Source organism: Streptomyces sp. NPDC091416, from assembly GCF_044756845.1.
In the GTDB taxonomy this organism is placed as follows: Bacteria; Actinomycetota; Actinomycetes; order Streptomycetales; family Streptomycetaceae; genus Streptomyces.
The window spans coordinates 62,335-79,935 of record NZ_JBIVTU010000007.1 but is presented as its reverse complement, the minus strand read 5'-3'; the positions used below and the strand labels follow the sequence as shown (position 1 = coordinate 79,935).

The window sequence follows — 17,601 nt, the reverse complement described above, 5'->3', positions numbered from 1 at the left end:
GTCACACAGAGTCGTGGCACCGGAGCCCGATGAGGAGCAGCAGTCTTGCGCGAGTTCAGCCTTCCGGCCCTGTACGAGGTCCCCTCGGACGGCAACCTGACGGATCTCATCCGCCGCAATGCCGCTCAGCATGCCGACGTCGCGGTGATGAGCCGCAAGGTGGCCGGCGTCTGGACGGACGTGACGGCCACCAGGTTCCTGGCCGAGGTCAGAGCGGCGGCCAAGGGACTGATCGCCGCCGGTGTCGAGCCCGGCGACCGGGTCGCCCTGATGTCCCGCACCCGTTACGAGTGGGTGCAGCTGGACTTCGCGATCTGGAGCGCGGGCGCCGTCACCGTGCCCGTGTACGAGACGAGCTCCCCCGAGCAGGTCCAGTGGATCCTCGGCGACTCGGGCGCGGTCGCCGTCCTGGTGGAGAGCGACGCCCACGCGGAGGCCGTGGCCTCGGTGCGCGACCGGCTGCCGGCGCTGCACCATGTGTGGCAGATCGACAAGGGCGGGGTCGACGAGCTGATCGCGTCGGGTGCGGAGGTCCCGGAGGAGACCGTGGACCTGCGCAGCGCGAGCGCCGGGGCCGACGACCCGGCGACGATCGTGTACACCTCGGGCACCACCGGCCGTCCCAAGGGCTGTGTGCTGACGCACCGCAGCTTCTTCGCGGAGTGCGGCAACGTGGTGGAACGGCTGAAGCCGCTGTTCCGGACCGGTGAGTGCTCCGTCCTGCTCTTCCTTCCCGCCGCGCACGTCTTCGGCCGGCTGGTCGAGGTCGCCTCCGTGATGGCGCCGATCAAGCTCGGCTGCGTACCGGACATCAAGAACCTCACCGATGAGCTGGCCGCGTTCCGGCCGACCCTGATCCTCGGGGTGCCGCGGGTCTTCGAGAAGGTCTACAACTCGGCCCGGGCCAAGGCGCAGGCCGACGGCAAGGGCAAGATCTTCGACCGGGCCGCGAGCACGGCGATCGCCTACAGCCGTGCGCTGGGCACGCCGCAGGGGCCGTCGGTGGGCCTGAGGTTCAAGCACAAGGTCTTCGACCGGCTGGTCTACAGCAAGCTGCGCGCCGTGCTCGGCGGCCGCGGTGAGCACGCGATCTCCGGCGGCGCTCCGCTCGGCGAGCGGCTCGGCCACTTCTACCGCGGTATCGGCTTCACCGTCCTGGAGGGCTACGGCCTGACGGAGTCGTGCGCGGCCACCGCCTTCAACCCGTGGGACCGCCAGAAGATCGGTACGGTCGGCCAGCCGCTGCCCGGCTCCGTCGTCCGCATCGCCGACGACGGCGAGGTGATGCTCCACGGCGAGCACCTGTTCTCCGGCTACTGGAACAACGAGACGGCGACGGCCGAGGCGCTGGCCGACGGCTGGTTCCACACCGGCGACATCGGCACCCTCGACGAGGACGGCTATCTCGCGATCACCGGCCGCAAGAAGGAGATCATCGTCACGGCGGGCGGCAAGAACGTCGCTCCCGCCGTCATCGAGGACCGCATCCGCGGGCACGCCCTGGTCGCGGAGTGCATGGTCGTCGGCGACGGCCGCCCGTTCGTGGGCGCGCTGGTGACGCTGGACGAGGAGTTCCTGGGCCACTGGGCCGAGGAGCACGGCAAGCCCGTCGGCTCGACGGCCCTGTCGCTGCGCGAGGACCCGGAGCTGCTGGCCGAGGTGCAGCGCGCGATCGACGACGGCAACGCCGCGGTGTCCAAGGCCGAGTCGGTGCGCAAGTTCCGGATCCTGGCTGCCCAGTTCACCGAGGAGGCGGGCCACATCACGCCGTCGCTGAAGCTGAAGCGGAACGTGGTGGCGAAGGACTTCGCGGACGAGGTGGAGTCCATCTACCGCGGCTGATGCCGCGCAACCGGAAGGGGCCCGCAGGACGGGCCCCTTCCGCGTGTCCGGTCGCTCAGAGCAGTTCCCGGAGCTTCTCCGCCAGCAGGTCCCAGCGCCACTTCTCCTCGACCCAGGCACGGCCCCGCTCCCCCATCCGCCGCCGCAGCTCCGCGTCGCCGAGCAGCAGGGCGATCCGCTCCGCCGACTCCTCGGCCGACCCGCCGCGCACCACCCACCCGCTCTCGCCGTCGAGCACGGCGTCCGGCGCACCGCCCGAGTCGCCCGCCACGACCGGCAGCCCCGTCGCGGACGCCTCCAGGTAGACGATGCCGAGGCCCTCCACGTCGAGGCCGCCGCGCCGGGTGCGGCACGGCATCGCGAAGACGTCCCCGGCCCCGTAGTGCGCGGGCAGCTCCTCCCACGGCACCGGACCGGTGAACCGCACGGAGTCCTGCACCCCGGTCTCCGCCGCCAGCTTCCTCAGCTCGCCGGCGTACGGTCCGCCGCCGACGATCAGCAGGACGGCGTCGGGCACCTCGGCCAGGATCGCGGGCATCGCGAGAATCAGGGTGTCCTGGCCCTTGCGGGGCACCAGCCGGGACACGCAGACGACGACCGGCCGGTCGGTGAGCCCGAGCCGGGCCCGGACGCGGTCGCCGCCGGAGTCCGGGTGGAAGGTCTTCTCGTCGACTCCCGGCGGCAGCTGCACCATGCGTGCGGCGGCGGCCGGGGTGAGCGCGGCGGCGATCCGCGAGCGGGTGTACTCGCCGAGGTAGGTGAGGGTGTCCGTGCCGTCGCCGATCCGCCGCAGCAGCTGCCGGGACGCCGGCAGCTGGGCCCAGCCGGCCTCGTGCCCGTGCGTGGTGGCGACCAGCCGGCGGGCGCCGGCCCGGCGCAGCGCCGGTGCCATCAGACCGAGCGGCGCGGCGGCGCCGAACCAGACGGACGAGCAGCCGTGGGTGCGCAGCAGCTCCACCGCGCGCCGGGTCACCCGCGGGGTCGGCAGCAGCATCGTCGTACGGTCGCGGACCACGGTGAAGGGCTGCTCGGCGTCGAAGGCGGCGGTGGCCGCCGCACCCTCGGCGCCGCGCTTCCAGGTGGAGGCGTAGACGACGACCTGTTCCGGGTCCAGGCGGAGCGCCATGTTGTGCAGGAACGCCTGGATGCCACCGGGGCGGGGCGGAAAGTCATTGGTCACGATCAAGGTCTTGTCCATCGCCGCCGACAGTACCGGGCGGGCCGGCCCCCGCGGCGCCACGGGCGGTCCCGGGCCCGGCCCTGCGGGTTCCGCACAGCGGCGGCAGGCATCATGGCACCTCTTACGGCAACGGCAGGGGAACGGTGAGGCGGGACATGACGGGTTCGAGCGGCACACGGCCGGCGGCGTTCGCGGTGTGGGCGCTCACCAGATGCCTGCTCCTGCTCTGCGTCATCAAGGTGATCACGGTGCCGGGCCCGGACGTGACGAGCGATGTGTCGGTGATCTACCACGGCTGGTACGACGTGCTGAGGTCGGGCAGCTATCCGGAGTCCGACGTCACCTGGCAGTACCCGCCGGCCGCGGCGCTCGCCATCCTCTCCCCCGGCCTGCTGCCCTTCCTGGACTACGCGTCGGCCTTCTTCGTCCTGGCCTTCCTGTGCGACGCGCTGGTGCTGGGTCTGCTGCTGTACGCGGGCCGGGGCGCCGCCCGGCGGACCGCCGGGGCCTGGGTGTGGGTGGCGGGGGTGCCGCTGCTGGGGACGACGGCGTACGCGCGGTACGACGTGATGGTGACGGCCGTCGCGGTGGCGGCGCTGCTGGCGGGGGTCCGGCATCCGCGGGTGCTGGGGGCGCTGGCGGCGTTCGGGGCGCTGCTGAAGGTGTGGCCGGTGCTGGTGCTCGCCGGTACCGCGCGAGGCCGGCGGACCCGTCTGGCGTGGACGACGGCGGCCGCGGTGGCACTCGGGCTGCTGGTGCTGTGCACGGCGGCGGCGCCGGGCGCGCTGGCGTTCCTGGGCTTCCAGCGGGACCGGGGTACCGAGGTCGAGTCGCTGGGGGCGCTGGTCTTCCATGTGGCGCGGCAGTTCGGCTGGCAGGGCCGGGTGGAGCTGCACTACGGCTCGCTGGAGTTCCTGGGGCCGCACGTGCCGCTGGTGAGCACGCTCTCCCTGGGGCTGAGCGTCGTCGCGTTCGGCTGGCTGCTGGTGTGGCGGCTGCGGGCGCGCACGTTCGGGGTGAGTACGACGGCGGACGCGGCGTTCACCGCGGTGCTGCTGTTCACGACCACGAGCCGGGTGATCAGCCCGCAGTACATGCTGTGGCTGGTCGGTCTGGCCGCGGTGTGCCTGGTCTTCCGGGAGAGCCGGATGGCCTGGCCGGCGGGGCTGGTGCTGGTGGCGACCGGGGTGACCCAGCTGGAGTTCCCGCTGGGCTTCGGCCATGTGGTGACCAGCGACGCGACGGGCGTGACCCTGATGTTCGTACGCAACGGGCTGCTGGTCGCCGCGTGCCTGCTGGCGTGCGCGCGGCTGTGGCGGGACACCGTGCGCGCCCCGGCCGGGCGTGTCCGCGCCGCGGAACCGGCCGCGCCCGCGCTCAGCCGAACCGGCTCTCCAGATACTCCCGCCAGCGCACCGTGAAGTCCTGCGGAGTGGTGCCGAGCACCTCGTGCAGGGCCTGCTCCACCGCTCCGTCCCGCCCCGCGTGCCCTCCGACGGCCCGGTAGAAGGCGAACAGCTTCTCCTCGCCCCACTGCTCGGCGATGAGCTCGCAGGCCATCCAGCCGCCCTCGTACGCCCTCGCCAGCCGGTCCGCGTCCCCGGCGAAGCCGAAGTCCTCGTCCGTGGGCAGTGCGGCGGGCACGTCGCCGCTGGTGACGGCGTCGCTCAGTTCGGGGGCGATCTCGGCGGCGGTGCGCCGCCCGTCCCGGTAGGCGGTCCAGTCCGCGAAACCCTCGGAGAGCCAGGCCGGGGTGGCCGCCGAAGTGTCGGTACGGGTGGCCACATGGGTGGTCTCGTGGGTGAGGACGACTCGCTGCCCGAAGGCGCCGAGCATGGCGTACGCCTCCGGGTTGACGATCACCCGGTCGGCGGGCGCCTTCCCCGATCCGCCCGTCTCGCCGGTCGTCACGGCCGCTATGCCCCGGTAGTTCGCGGCGGGCGAGCCGAGCAGCTCCGCCATGTCCGTCACGGTGCCGGGCACCAGCACCACCACACGCCCCGCCCAGTGCTCCGGCCAGGCGGCGGACACCTCGGGCACGGCCCGGTCGGCGGTCGCCGCGATCGCCTTCAGCTCGTCCCGGGACCGGCCGACGCCCAGCACCAGGCTGTACGCGCCGCGCACCGCCTCGACGTCGCCCTGCTCCCAGAGCTGCTCGCTCCCGCCGTCGGCGGCCCGGTCCGCGGTCAGGTACCAGCGGCCGTCGGCCGGGTCGCGCTCCAGGTCGATCACCCGGTCGACGGAGACCGGAGCACTGTCGTAGCCCTCGATCCGGTAGCCGAGCCGTACATCGGCGGTGGCCCGGTCGGCCCCGTGTGCGGCGAGGTCCGTCACCCGGTACGTCCAGCTGCCCAGCGGCACGTCCGCGAGATGGCCGAACTCCTTGCGCTGCGCGCCCCGCAGTGCCGTGGCGTCCGGGGCCACGACGGCTACGTAGGCGTCCGCGTCGCGGTGCAGCACGGCGGCGGCCCGGCGGTCCAGCGTGGCGCGGATGTCCCGGGCGGTGGTGTCGGGCGCCCTGCCGGGCTGAGCCGTGCAGGCGGCCGCGCACAGCAGGGCGGCGAGCACGGCGCCCGCCGCCCGCCGCCGTCCTCCGCGCGCCCGCCCCGCGGTACGCCCCTGATCAGCCACATGACCGAGGGTACGGTCAGACGCGGGTGACGGAGGAGACGGGCATCATGCCGACGGGGTCGTAGCGGACCGGGGCGCCGGGGTAGGGAGCGTGGATCACCTGGCCGTTCCCCACGTACATCCCGATGTGGCTGGCGTCCGCGCGGTAGGCGACGAGGTCTCCGGGGCGGGCCTGGGCGAGGGGCACCATCCGGCCGGCGTACCGCTGGGCCTGCGAGGTCCGCGGAAGGCTCACCCCGGCCTGGGCGTACGCCCACTGCATCAGCCCGGAGCAGTCGAATCCGGAGGGTCCGCTCGCGCCCCAGACGTACGGCAGGCCCAGTGCCCGCTGGACGGCCATGACGGCGGCCGCCGCCCGGGCCGACCCGGCGGGCAGACCGTCCACCGGTCCTGCGGCCCCGCCGTCGCGGCCGGTGCGCGAGGCCCGCTCGAAGGCGTCCCGCCCGTCCCCGGGCAGTTTCTCCAGCAGCTCCCTGGCCTGGCGGAGCTTGTGCTCGACGGTGCGTTTGTGCCGGCTGAGGGCCGCCCGGTTGCGCTCCAGACCGGCGAGCGAGCGGGCGGCCTCCGCGTGGGTCTGGGCCAGTGCCTGCTGGGCCTTGCGCAGACCGGCCAGGGCGGTGGCCCGCCGGACGTCGACCCGGTCCAGGGTGGCGGCCCGGTCCAGATAGCTGTCGGGGTCGGAGGAGAGCAGCAGCACGAGCGCGGGGTCGATGCGGCCTGCCCGGTACTGCTCGCGGGCGGCCGAACCGATCTCCGTACGCATCCGGTTGATGCGCTCCTGGCCCCGGGCCGCCCGGTCCTGGGCCCTGCGGACCTCTCCGCGCAGCCGGGCGACGTTCTCGCCGGCCTTGTTGTAGTGCTCGGTCGCCTGCTCGGCCTCGGTGAAGAGGCGGTCGACCCGGGCACCGGCGGTCCGCGGTGTGTCCTGCGGCTCGGCGTTCGCGGTGGCTCCCCCGAGGGCCGCCGCGGCGGTCGCCGCCGCAGCCGACAGGACGGTCACCCGGACGCTCCGGCTCGCGCCGGGCTGTGTGGAACGGCGATGGGACACCACAGGACGCCGCACTCCCTTCCGCTGTACGCAGACGTGCGCAGCCCCTGCCACCCGGGGCGGGCGGACCGACGTACGGGAGCTGCACAGCAGGCAGACAGTAGTCGCGTGATCACGGAGCGGACAAAGACCGCGCCGGGCGGAGGGCGGGCACACACAGTGACGCCCCGCCGGTGACCTGGGTCTCCGGCGGGGCGGCTGTCAGTACGGGGCGCGGGAATTCGCCCGTTCGGGCGCGGTCAGATGCGTACCGCGCCGTAGAAGCTGCCGATGGTGTTCATCGACTCGTAGCGGACGAACGTGCCCGAGCGCGGGGCGTGCAGCACGGTGTTGTTGCCCGCGTAGAGGCCCACGTGCTGGTTGCCGTTGAAGAAGACCAGGTCGCCCGGCTTCAGCTGGCTGCGCCCGATCCGGGTGCCCTGGTTGATCTGGGTGTACGTGGTGCGGGTGATGTTGGCGCCGGCCTGGGCGTAGGCCCACATGGTCAGACCCGAGCAGTCGTAGGAGCTGGGGCCGGCCTGGCCGGGCGAGTACGGCTTGTTGATCTGGGTGGCGGCGGCCTGGAGCGCGAGGCCACCCAGGCCCGAGGCGGGGGCCTCGTTGCCGAGGTCGATCCGGTCGCTGGCGGCGCGGCTGGCGCGCTGGTCGTCCGCACGCATCTTGTCGCGCTCGGCCTGCGTGAGCGTGTTGAGCAGCTGACGCGCCTCGGAGAGCTTGGCCTGCTGCTGCTTCTTCTTCTCACCGAGCGTCTTGCGGACCTCCGCGAGGTCGCTCAGCTTGTCCTGGGCCTCCTTGCGCTCCTGCGCGAGGGACCGCTGCTTCTCCTGCACCTTGGCCAGCGACTCGGCCTGCTTGGCCGTCAGCTGGTCGAGCGCGGAGGCCTGGTCCAGGAAGCTGTCCGGGTCCGAGGCGAGGAAGAGCTGGACGGAGGGGTCGATGCCTCCGGAGCGGTACTGCGCGGCGGCGAGGGAACCGAGGCCGGAGCGGAGGTTGTTGAGCTCCTGCTGACCGCGCGCCACCTTGTCCTGGATCGCGTCGATCTGCTTCTGGAGCTTGTCCTGCTTCTCCTTGGCCAGGCTGTGCTGCTCGGTGGCCTTCTCCGCCTCTTCGTAGAGCTTGTCGACCTTCTCCTTGACCTCACCCTTGGTCGGCTTCGGGTCGGCGTGGGCCGCCTGGGAGGTCAGGGCAACGGCCGCGGCGGCAGTCACGCCGAGCACGGTCACGCGGGTGCGGCTCGGTTGCTTGGGACGACGGTGGGACCCCACGAAGGCGAGCTCCTTCTTCCTCGAGCCGCCTACCGGGCTCCGGGGGATGAGATCCCCCAGCTCCGTGCACGTCACGGCCTCGGCGGTTCCTTCACTGCCACCCCGGATGGGTGATCAACCGTGCGAAGGTTCGAGGCCCGACCTTAGTGACCATCCTGTGATCAGTTCAAATCCTCCCAGGAAAAATCTCGTCACAGGAGGTACTTCTTTACCCACACCCCACAGGGTGTAGCGGTGACTTGACGGTCCGTTCCCTGATTTCCGGCAAGTCACATCAACGCACACTAGACGCGCGAAAGCCGCTTCAGGAGCAAGACGGACGCGACGGGCCTGGCTCCCGCCTTCGCCACTCCGTCGGCCACTTCACGGTCGGTGGAGACCACCACGACAGGCCGCCCGGGCGGTTCGGCACGCGCCAGTTGACGGATGACCTCGTCCGCCGTGACGCCCGGCTTGCTGAACAGGACCCGCACCCCGCGCGGCGGCGCGAGCAGCACCGGGGCGGCCAGTTCCGCTCCGTCGAAGACACAGGTCATCTCGGCGCCCGTCTGGGCCGCGAGCACCGACAGACCGCCCAGCAGCCGCAGCCGCTGCTTCTCCAGCGGCATCTGCGGATAGCCGGTCTTGGTGACGTTGTAGCCGTCCACGATCAGATGGGCCTGCGGCAGCGCGAGCAGTTGGTCGAGGAGCGCCGGGTCGGTCTCCGAAAGGGCTCTGGCCGCAATGTCCTTGGGTGACATCCGTCCGGGCTCCACCGCGTCCACACTGTCCGCGGGACGCATCGAGGAGGGCGGCAGCGCCAGTTCGCGCCGCAGCCCGCCGGCCGCCTCCAGCACCGTGTCGAGCAGCAGCCGCAGCCGCATGTCCTCGACCGAGCGCCCTTCCCTGGCGGCCCTGCGGCCCGCCTCGACGGAGGCCTCCGCCTCGCCCAGCCTCGTCCGCAGCCTCCGGGTCTCGCTCTCGGCCGCGGACACCTGGGCGGCCGTCTCGGCCCGCAGGGCGTCGCTCTCGGCCCTGCCGCGGCGCAGTGCCGCCTCGCCGCGCTTGACCTCGTTGGCCGCGCTGCGCAGCTTGCGCTGGAGCGAGTCGGCCTCCTTGCGGGCGGCGTCCAGTTCGGCTCGGAGGCGTTCGGTGTCGGTCTTCGTCTGGGCGCGGGCCCGGGCGAGTTCCTCGCGCAGCCGTTCCAGTTCGAGCCGGATCTCCTCGTCGGCCCGCTCGGCACCGGCCCGTTCGGCCTCCTCGCCCGCCGCGGCGACGAGCTTGACCCAGCCGGCCGGGCGCAGCACATAGGCGGCCGCGGCCACGTCGACGGGATCCGCGGCGGCGGGCGGGGAGCCCGCCACCAGCGCGGCGGCCAGCTCCGGCTGGCTCTCCTTCAGCCGTTCACCGATGCGACGGCGGAAGGGCGGGTCGCCCTCCAGCGCGGCCGCCATCGCGTTCCCCGCGAACTTGGCGCGCCGGGTGGGCGTGAAGCGCGCGTACTGTCGGAGCTGGGCCGGGAGTTCGGAGACCGTGAGGCCGCCGAACGCGTCCGAGACCAGCGCGACGACGCGACGCCGCACGCCCTCGGGCAGCGGGCGGTCGAGCACCTCCACGGCGTCGCCGGCCGCATCGGCCGGCGTGGCGTCGCCAGCGGGCTGCTCCACCTTCCGTCACCTCATTTTTTATGTCCGCACGGCCCCGTCAGGAGTCGGCACCCGGCCTGTCGACTAGTTCGATCTGGTCCACCGCGTTGCACCAACGACAGCGCACCGACTCGATGGTCTCACTGACCACCTCGCGTTCCTCGACGCTGGACTCACCGGCCAGGTCGAGGTGAACGTACTCGACCACCTTGGACGAACGCGTCACGTCGAACCTCGTCAGATTTCCGCAGAGCGTGCAGCGCCAGCGGGTCCCGTCGGTCGGCTGGGGAACCGTCGTCATCGTTGCGTCCTCTTATCTCGAGCCGTGAGCTGCCGGACCAGGATCTCGCGGTGCGCCGTCGAACTGCGGATGTCCTCCAGTAACCCTACGGCCTCGGCGCTTCCCACCGGCACGGCGAGGCGGTCTGTCCCGTTCCCTCCATGTGCGTCATGCTCTGTTCATGATCGATCGGCGGGCTGCGGCCGGCAGAATCCTGCGGGCGGCCACCTCGGGCGGGCCGCCGGTGACGTACACCCTCATCACCCTGTGCTGCGTGGTCTTCGTGATCAGCCCGCTGTCGGGGTTCAACCCGGCCTACGGCACCGCGGACGCGCTGCTCGCCGCCCAGGCCGGCTACTTCGAACGCTGGGGCGTGATCCCGAGCGAACTGTGGGACGGCTCCGCGCACGCCGTCCTCACCCCGCTCACCGCACTGTTCGTGCACGGCAGCTGGCTGCATCTGCTCGGCAACATACTGTTCCTGTACGTGTTCGGGGCGATGGCCGAGGAACGCATGGGCCATACCGAGTTCGCGTTCTTCTATCTCGGCTGCGGATATCTCGCCCTGCTCGCCTATGCGGCCGCGCACTCCACGTCCGACCAGACGCTCGTCGGCGCGTCGGGGGCGATCTCCGCGGTCCTGGGAGCCTTCCTCTACCTCTTCCCCCGGGCGCGGGTCACCAGCCTGTTCCCGTTCCTGCTGTTCCTGCCGCTGCGCTTCCCCGCCTGGATCGTGCTCGTCTTCTGGTTCGTCCTGCAGTGGCTGGCCGCCGAGGGCGCGGGCAGCGGGCCCGGCGTGGCCTACCTCGCCCATGTGGTCGGCTTCGCCACCGGCTTCCTCTATGCCTGGGGGCGCTACCGGAGCGACGCCGCGGTCCGCTCCCGGCGCAAGGCTCTAGAGTGAAGTCCCCAGCCACGGCCACCGAGGGAGAAAGCCAGCCGTGATCACCGCGATCGTGCTCATCAAAACCAGCGTGGACCGGATTCCCGAGATCGCCGAGGCCATCGCCGCGCTCGACAGCGTCAGCGAGGTCTTCTCGGTCACCGGCACCTACGATCTGATCGCCATGGTCCGGGTGTCCAAGCATGACGACCTCGCCGACGTCATCCCCGGCCGGATCAGCAAGATCCCCGGTGTCGAGGGGACCGACACCCACGTCGCGTTCCGCACGTACTCCCAGCACGACCTGGAGGCGGCGTTCGCCATCGGGCTGGACGCGTAGCCGCATCAGTACGTGAGGCCGGGTACGGACAGCTGTCCGTACCCGGCCTCACGTACTGAGGGCCTCAGACCTGGGTGGCGGTACCCCGGTCCGGGACGCAACGGCCGTCCTCGGTGCGGTACTTCCACTGGGCGCCCTCGCTCACGAGCTCCTTGACCGCCCGCAGGAAGCGCTCGACGTGCTCGTCCGGCGTACCGGCGCCGAAGCTGACCCGGATCGCGTTGAGGGACTTCTGGCCCGGCTCCGCCTCCGGCGCGCCGCACTCGCCGACGTCCTGCGGGTCGCTGCCGAGCAGGGTGCGCACCAGGGGGTGGGCGCAGAACAGTCCGTCGCGCACCCCGATGCCGTACTCGGCGGAGAGCGCCGCGGCGAAGTGCGAGCTGTTCCAGCCCTCCACCACGAAGGAGATGACGCCGACCCGCGGGGCGTCGTCGCCGAACAGCGAGAGCACCTTGACCTCGGGGACCTCGGCGAGACCGGCACGGACCTCGGCGACGAGCCGCTGCTCCCGGGCGACCAGGCTGTCGAACCCGGCCTCGGTCAGCGCCTTGCAGGCGGAGGCGATGGAGTAGACGCCGATGACATTGGGCGAGCCGGCCTCGTGGCGGGCCGCGGTGGTGTGCCATTCGACGTCCACCCCGCCGTCGGCGCGCCGGGCGACCTGGCGGGAGGCGCCGCCGCCGGCCAGGTAGGGCTCGGCGGCGGTCAGCCAGTCGGAGCGGCCGGCGAGGACGCCCGAGCCGAACGGCGCGTACAGCTTGTGGCCGGAGAAGGCGACCCAGTCGACGTCCAGCTCGGCGATGTCGACGGGGTGGTGCGGGGCGAGCTGCGCGGCGTCGAGGACGATCCGGGCGCCGTGGGCGTGCGCGGCGGCGGCGAGCTCCTTGACCGGCCACAGCTCGCCGGTGACGTTGGAGGCGCCGGTGACACAGACGAGCGCGGGGCCGTAGGGGTCACGGTCGGCGAGCGCGCGCTCCAGGGTCTCGACGGCCTGCGCCGGGGTGCGCGGGGCGTTCAGGTAGGTCACCCGGGCGTCGCGCCAGGGCAGCAGCGAGGCGTGGTGCTCGGTCTCGAAGACGAACACCTGGCAGTCGGCGGGCAGGACCGCGGCGAGCAGGTTGAGCGAGTCGGTGGTGGACCGGGTGAAGATCACCTGGTCCTCGGCGCGGCAGCCGAGGAACTCCGCGACGGTCTCGCGGCTGGACTCGAAGAGGTCCGTGGACAGCTGCGAGAGGTAGCCGGCACCGCGGTGGACGCTGCCGTAGTACGGCGCGTACGCGGCCACGTCGTCCCAGACCCGCTGAAGGGCCGGAGCGCTGGCGGCGTAGTCCAGCGCGGCGTAGGTGACCTCGCCGCCCGTGACCAGCGGAACCGTCACATCCTTGCCCAGAACCGGCAGCGGGGCACAAATCGACTGGTCGGTGGCAGCAGTGAGGACAGACATGACGAACTCCCGTAACAGGCAGGCGAATTCCGCGTGCCTGCGGATACGCGGCAGCACGGAGGGAAGAAAAGAGGGTGTGCGGAGAAGGGCCGAAAAGCCCTATCGCATTCGCTTGCTCACAAGAGGCTCCCTGAGGACCAGGACCCCACGGGTGGACATCTCACGATGTCGAGGGGTCCGCGCTTGCCGCAGACCTCGCTGCCTGCGGCCTGGTCTTCACCCGGGGCACCCCGCCACGGACGGAGGGTTGCCGGACAGCGGGCCGGGGCCGTAGTCGCTGTCACTCATGACCTGCTCAGCATCTTGCCATACGTGCCCGAACGCGCAAGGGCGCAGTCCATGATCTGGACTGCGCCCTGCCTCACATCCGTGCCCGGAGCCCTCTCAGGCGTTGCTGGCCACGATCCATCTCTCCAGCGCCCGGCCGGCCGCGCCCGAGTCGATGGACTCGGCGGCCTTCGCGATCCCCGCCGTGAGCTGCTCGTTGAGCGTGCCCTCGCCCGGGTCCAGCGCAACGAGCGCCGCCGCCGAGTTGAGCAGGACCGCGTCCCGTACGGGGCCCGTCTCGCCGGCGAGCAGCCGGCGGGCCACATCCGCGTTGTACGAGGCGTCCGCGCCGCGCAGGGCGTCCACCGGGACCAGGTCCAGGCCGACGTCGCGCGGGTCGAAGGCCTCCTCGCGCACCGTGCCGTTCCTGGCGATCCAGACGCGGGAGGTCGCGGTGGTGGTCAGCTCGTCCAGACCGTCGTCGCCCCGGAAGACCAGCGAGGAGTTGCCGCGTCCGGCGAGGACGCCCGCGACGATGGGCGCCATCCGCAGATCGGCGACGCCGATCGCCTGCGCGCGCACCTTGGCCGGGTTGGTCAGCGGACCGAGGATGTTGAAGGTGGTCGGCGCGCCGAGCTCCGCCCGGGCCTTTGCCGCGTACCGCAGGGCTGGGTGGAACTTGACGGCGAAGCAGAACGTGATGCCCGCTTCCTCGGCGACCTCGACGACCCGCTGCGGCGGCAGATCCAGGTTGACGCCGAGCTTGCCCAGGACGTCGGAGGAGCCGCTGGCCGACGACGAGGCGCGGTTGCCGTGCTTGACGACCTTGGCACCGGTGCCCGCCACCACGATCGCCGACATGGTGGAGATGTTGACCGTCTTGGCCATGTCGCCGCCGGTGCCCACGATGTCGACCGTGCGGCCCGGCACGTGAATGGTCGTGGCGTGCTCGTACATCGCACGGACCAGGCCGGCGACCTCCGTGACGGTCTCGCCCTTGGCCCGCAGCGCCACCGCGAAACCGGCGATCTGCACATCGGTCGCCTCGCCGCTCATGATGCGGTCCATCGCCCAGGCGGTGTCGTCCTCGGTCAGGTCCTGGCCGCGCAGCAGGGGGGTCAGCACGCCGGGCCAGGAACGAGCCGCCACGCTGTCGCCGCCTGCCGGGGTCACAACGTTCATGGTCCGCTCCTGGGGTCCACAGCCGGTAAAGGGGATGGGTCCACCCTATCGAGCCCCGCGGACAGCGAAGAGCCCCGTCCATCGAATGGACGGGGCTCCTGCTGTGGCGATCAGTTCAGGTGATCAGTGGTGGCCGTGGCCGCTGGTGATCTCCTTGTACTCCTCGGCGGTGGGCTTGGCGATCTGGTTGTTCTCGCCGTAGTAGCCCTTGCTGAGCTTGGCCCGCAGCTTCTGCACCACGGACACCTTGCGCTTGACACCGTTCTCGTCGACCAGCGGGCCGATCTCGACCGGCTTGTACTGCTCGTGCGCGGTGAGCGTGTGCAGCTGAGCGGGCGCCAGCGGCTCGTGGACCTCGACGAACTCACCGTGCGGCAGGCGCTTGATGAGCCCGGACTCGCGCCCGTGCAGCACCTTCTCCTTGTCCCGGCGCTGAAGGCCGAGGCAGATCCGCTTGGTGATGATGAACGCGACGACCGGGGCGACGAAGAACGCGATCCGGACGAACCAGGTGATCGAGTTGATCGACAGATGGAAGTGCGTGGCCCAGAGGTCGTTGCCGCCACCCATGAGCAGCACCAGGTACCAGGTGATCCACGCGACGCCGAAGGCGGTGCGGGTCGGCACGTTGCGCGGACGGTCCAGGATGTGGTGCTCGCGCTTGTCCCCGGTGACCCAGGACTCGATGAACGGGTAGACCGCGATCGCGGCCAGGACCAGCGGGAAGATCACCAGCGGGACGAACACGCCCAGGACCAGCGTGTGGCCCCAGAGGTTGATCTCCCAGCCCGGCATGACACGGATCAGGCCCTCGGAGAAGCCCATGTACCAGTCGGGCTGCGCGCCGGTGGACACCTGGTCCGGGCGGTAGGGCCCGATGGCCCAGATGGGGTTGATCGAGGCGATGCCCGCGATGATCGCGATCACACCGAAGACGAGGAAGAAGAAGCCGCCCGCCTTCGCCATGTACACCGGCAGCAGCGGCATGCCGACGACGTTCTTGTTCGTCCGGCCGGGGCCCGCGAACTGCGTGTGCTTGTGGTAGAAGACCAGGATCAGGTGGGCCACCAGCAGCCCGAGCATGATGCCCGGCAGCAGCAGGATGTGCACCGAGTAGAACCTGGCGACGAAGTCACCGCCCGGGAACTCCCCGCCGAAGAGGAACATCGACAGGTACGTACCGACGATCGGTACGGACAGGATCGCGCCCTCCATGAAGCGGACACCGGTGCCGGAGAGCAGGTCGTCAGGGAGCGAGTAGCCGGTGAAACCGGTGAACATGCCCAGGACGAACAGCAGGAAGCCGAACAGCCAGTTGATCTCACGGGGCTTGCGGAACGCACCCGTGAAGAAGACGCGCATCATGTGCACGAACATGCCGGCCAGGAAGATCAGCGCCGCCCAGTGGTGGATCTGCCGGACCAGCAGACCGCCACGGACGTCGAAGCTGATGTTCAGGGTCGAGGCGTAGGCCTCGGACATCCGGATGCCCTGCATGGGCTCGTACGGGCCGTGGTACACGACCTCGTTCATGCTCGGGTGGAAGAACAGCGTCAGGTACACACCCGTGAGGATGATGATGATGAAGCTGTAGAGGCAGATCTCACCGAGCATGAAGGACCAGTGGTCCGGGAAGATCTTGCGCATGTTGGCCTTGGCCAGGGAGTAGATCCCGAGCCGGCCGTCCGCCCAGTCGGCCACCTTCTCGCCGGCGGGCGCCTTGCGCTTCGTATCGGTCGCAGTACTCATCCGCGCTCCCAGAATGCAGGACCGACGGGCTCTTCGAAGTCACCGAGCGCCTCGAGGTTGCCCTCGCTGTTCACGCCGATCCGCAGCTGCGGAAGAGCGTGACCGGCCGGACCGAAGATGACGCGGGCGCCGTCGGAGAGGTCGAAGGTGGACTGGTGGCACGGGCAGAGCACGTGGTGCGTCTGCTGCTCGTACAGGCTGATCGGGCAGCCCACGTGGGTGCAGATCTTCGAGAAGGCCACGATTCCCTCGTGGGCCCACTCGCGCTCGCGCTTGTCCTTGATGTTGTCCGGCTCGATGCGGACGATCATCAGGGCAGCCTTGGCGATCTGCTTCTGGAAGTCGTGCGCGTCCTCCTCCAGGCCCTCGGGCATGGCGAAGGTCAGCGAACCGACGACGACGTCCTCGGGACGCAGCGGCTCCATCGTGTTCATGTTGACGAGCTGCTTGCCCTTGGCCCACAGCGTCGAGCGGAGCTTCTTCTCCGGCAGCGGACCGAGGTCGCGCAGCAGCACCACACCGGCGAGCGGCACCAGGGCCAGCGCGCCGAACATGGTGTTACGGATCAGCTTGCGCCTACCGAACGCGGACTCCTCGGCGCCGGCCGCGAAGTCGGCGAGAACCTTCGCCTTGACCTCGGGCTCGGCCGCGATCGCGTGACGCTCGTCCGCGACCTCGACGTCCGACATCAGGGTGCGCGCCCAGTGGACGGCGCCCGCGCCGATCGCGAAGAGCGCGACTCCCAGGGTCAGACCCAGGGAGAAGTTGAGCGCGCTCACATGACCGAACGGGAAGATGTAGACGATCTTGTCGACCGGGAAGATGACGTAGGAGGCGATGAAGCCGACCGTCGCCAGCATCGACAGCGTGAACATGAACGCGACCGCGCGCTCGGACCGGTTGGCGGCCCGTTCGTCGATGTCCTGGATGCGCGGCTTGTGGGCCGGCAGCCCCGGGTCGGCGAACGGATCGCCGGCACCCTCCACCGCGCCGTGCGCGGCGTCCTGCTCTGCGGGCAGGTTCTCTTCTGGAATCTCTTGGCTACTCATGACTTCTTGGCCTTAGCGGTGTGGGCCGCGACCCAGATGGCAACTGCGATCAGTGCGCCCAGACCGAAGATCCAGCCGAACAGGCCCTCGCTGACCGGACCGAGTCCGCCCAGGCTGAGGCCGCCGGGGCTGGCCGAGTCCGAGCCGTTCACCGTCTTGATGTACGCGATGATGTCCTTCTTCTGCTGCTCGGGCATCGTCGAGTCAGGGAAGGACGGCATGCTCTGCGGGCCGGTCTGCATGGCCTCGTAGATGTGCTTCGGGTTCACGCCTTCAAGGCTGGGGGCGTACTTGCCGTTCGTCAGGGCACCGCCCTCACCCGTGAAGTTGTGACACTGCGCGCAGTTGGTGCGGAACAGGTCGCCGCCCTTGGCGACGTCCGCGCCTTCGGGGCTGACCTGGCTCTTGGTCGGGACGATCGGACCGGCGCCGAGCGACGCGACGTACGCCGCGAGCTGGTCGATCTCGGCCTGGGTGTAGATGACCTTCTTCTTCGGTACCTGGGCGCCCGGCTGCTGCGCCGGCATACGGCCGGTACCGACCTGGAAGTCGACGGCGGCCGAGCCCACGCCGACAAGCTGGGGCCCGTCGGTGGTGCCCTGACCGCCGGTTCCGTGGCAGCTGGCGCAACCGACGGAGTACAGCTTCTTGCCCTCGTCGATGGCGAGGGACTGGGCGGTTTCGTCGGCCTGCGCCTTACTCGCGGGCGCAAACGCGGCGTACAGCCCCCCAGTAGCCGCAAGCGCGAGGAGTAGTACGACGACCGCCGCCAACGGATGGCGTCGTCGTGCGGAGAGCTTTTTCACGGATTACCCC

Annotated in this window: 14 protein-coding genes, 1 pseudogene and 1 riboswitch; of the genes and pseudogenes, 4 read left to right on the top strand and 11 right to left on the bottom strand. The window is 70.9% G+C overall.

Translation table 11 applies throughout. From position 1 onward, the window contains the following. Positions 1-45: 45 nt before the first annotated feature. Complete coding sequence (locus ACIQMX_RS21510; protein ID WP_402480269.1) at positions 46-1,842, top strand: AMP-dependent synthetase/ligase; 1,797 nt, start codon at positions 46-48, stop codon at positions 1,840-1,842. A gap of 55 nt (positions 1,843-1,897) precedes the next feature. On the opposite strand, the gene ACIQMX_RS21505 is transcribed toward ACIQMX_RS21510, so the two are convergent. Further along, on the bottom strand, positions 1,898-3,040 hold the full coding sequence (locus tag ACIQMX_RS21505; RefSeq protein WP_402480267.1) for a glycosyltransferase family 4 protein: 1,143 nt from the start codon (positions 3,038-3,040) through the stop codon (positions 1,898-1,900). A gap of 137 nt (positions 3,041-3,177) precedes the next feature. Between ACIQMX_RS21505 and ACIQMX_RS21500 the strand changes: the two genes are divergently transcribed. Beyond that, the gene (locus ACIQMX_RS21500) at positions 3,178-4,443 is read left to right on the top strand and encodes a glycosyltransferase family 87 protein (protein ID WP_363070345.1); all 1,266 of its coding nucleotides are present in this window, start codon (positions 3,178-3,180) and stop codon (positions 4,441-4,443) included. Here ACIQMX_RS21500 and ACIQMX_RS21495 read toward each other — a convergent pair. The 5 genes from ACIQMX_RS21495 to ACIQMX_RS21475 all read right to left on the bottom strand — a co-directional run bounded on the left by ACIQMX_RS21495 (position 4,400) and on the right by ACIQMX_RS21475 (position 9,892). Beyond that, positions 4,400-5,653, bottom strand: coding sequence for a hypothetical protein (locus tag ACIQMX_RS21495; RefSeq protein ID WP_363070343.1), 1,254 nt, complete (start codon positions 5,651-5,653; stop codon positions 4,400-4,402). The genes ACIQMX_RS21500 and ACIQMX_RS21495 overlap by 44 nt on opposite strands. Before the next feature lie 16 nt (positions 5,654-5,669). Beyond that, positions 5,670-6,704: an NlpC/P60 family protein gene (locus tag ACIQMX_RS21490; RefSeq protein ID WP_402480263.1), complete on the bottom strand. Its 1,035-nt coding sequence runs from the start codon at positions 6,702-6,704 to the stop codon at positions 5,670-5,672. Positions 6,705-6,940: 236 nt separating this feature from the next. Then, positions 6,941-7,966 carry an NlpC/P60 family protein gene (locus ACIQMX_RS21485; RefSeq protein WP_363070339.1) on the bottom strand — a complete coding sequence of 342 codons (1,026 nt, stop codon included), beginning with the start codon at positions 7,964-7,966 and terminating at the stop codon, positions 6,941-6,943. A gap of 284 nt (positions 7,967-8,250) precedes the next feature. Beyond that, complete coding sequence (locus ACIQMX_RS21480; protein WP_402480260.1) at positions 8,251-9,612, bottom strand: NYN domain-containing protein; 1,362 nt, start codon at positions 9,610-9,612, stop codon at positions 8,251-8,253. Positions 9,613-9,649: 37 nt separating this feature from the next. After that, positions 9,650-9,892 (bottom strand): hypothetical protein, encoded by a 243-nt coding sequence (locus ACIQMX_RS21475; protein WP_014156692.1) that lies wholly within the window; start codon positions 9,890-9,892, stop codon positions 9,650-9,652. 160 nt (positions 9,893-10,052) lie between these two features. Between ACIQMX_RS21475 and ACIQMX_RS21470 the strand changes: the two are divergent. Beyond that, positions 10,053-10,816 (top strand): annotated as a pseudogene (locus ACIQMX_RS21470) (rhomboid family intramembrane serine protease). Next, positions 10,813-11,094: an Lrp/AsnC family transcriptional regulator gene (locus ACIQMX_RS21465; protein ID WP_136328375.1), complete on the top strand. Its 282-nt coding sequence runs from the start codon at positions 10,813-10,815 to the stop codon at positions 11,092-11,094. The pseudogene ACIQMX_RS21470 and the gene ACIQMX_RS21465 overlap by 4 nt, the downstream one beginning before the upstream one ends. 64 nt (positions 11,095-11,158) lie before the next feature. Here ACIQMX_RS21465 and ACIQMX_RS21460 read toward each other — a convergent pair whose 3' ends face one another. From ACIQMX_RS21460 to ACIQMX_RS21440, 5 genes are all read right to left on the bottom strand, one after another. Beyond that, positions 11,159-12,538, bottom strand: a complete 1,380-nt coding sequence (locus ACIQMX_RS21460; protein ID WP_363070335.1) for an aminotransferase class V-fold PLP-dependent enzyme — start codon at positions 12,536-12,538, stop codon at positions 11,159-11,161. 174 nt (positions 12,539-12,712) lie between these two features. Continuing rightward, positions 12,713-12,830, bottom strand: a riboswitch (SAM riboswitch). A gap of 92 nt (positions 12,831-12,922) precedes the next feature. Beyond that, complete coding sequence (gene trpD / locus ACIQMX_RS21455) at positions 12,923-13,987, bottom strand: anthranilate phosphoribosyltransferase (RefSeq protein ID WP_363070333.1); 1,065 nt, start codon at positions 13,985-13,987, stop codon at positions 12,923-12,925. Between the two features lie 123 nt (positions 13,988-14,110). Next, entirely contained in the window at positions 14,111-15,736 is a 1,626-nt protein-coding gene (locus tag ACIQMX_RS21450; protein ID WP_363070331.1) for a cytochrome bc complex cytochrome b subunit, read from the bottom strand. After that, positions 15,733-16,785, bottom strand: coding sequence for a ubiquinol-cytochrome c reductase iron-sulfur subunit (locus tag ACIQMX_RS21445; protein WP_148017687.1), 1,053 nt, complete (start codon positions 16,783-16,785; stop codon positions 15,733-15,735). Before ACIQMX_RS21445 ends, ACIQMX_RS21450 begins: the two co-directional genes overlap by 4 nt. Beyond that, positions 16,782-17,591: a c-type cytochrome gene (locus tag ACIQMX_RS21440; protein WP_363070329.1), complete on the bottom strand. Its 810-nt coding sequence runs from the start codon at positions 17,589-17,591 to the stop codon at positions 16,782-16,784. Before ACIQMX_RS21440 ends, ACIQMX_RS21445 begins: the two co-directional genes overlap by 4 nt. Positions 17,592-17,601 lie beyond the last annotated feature (10 nt).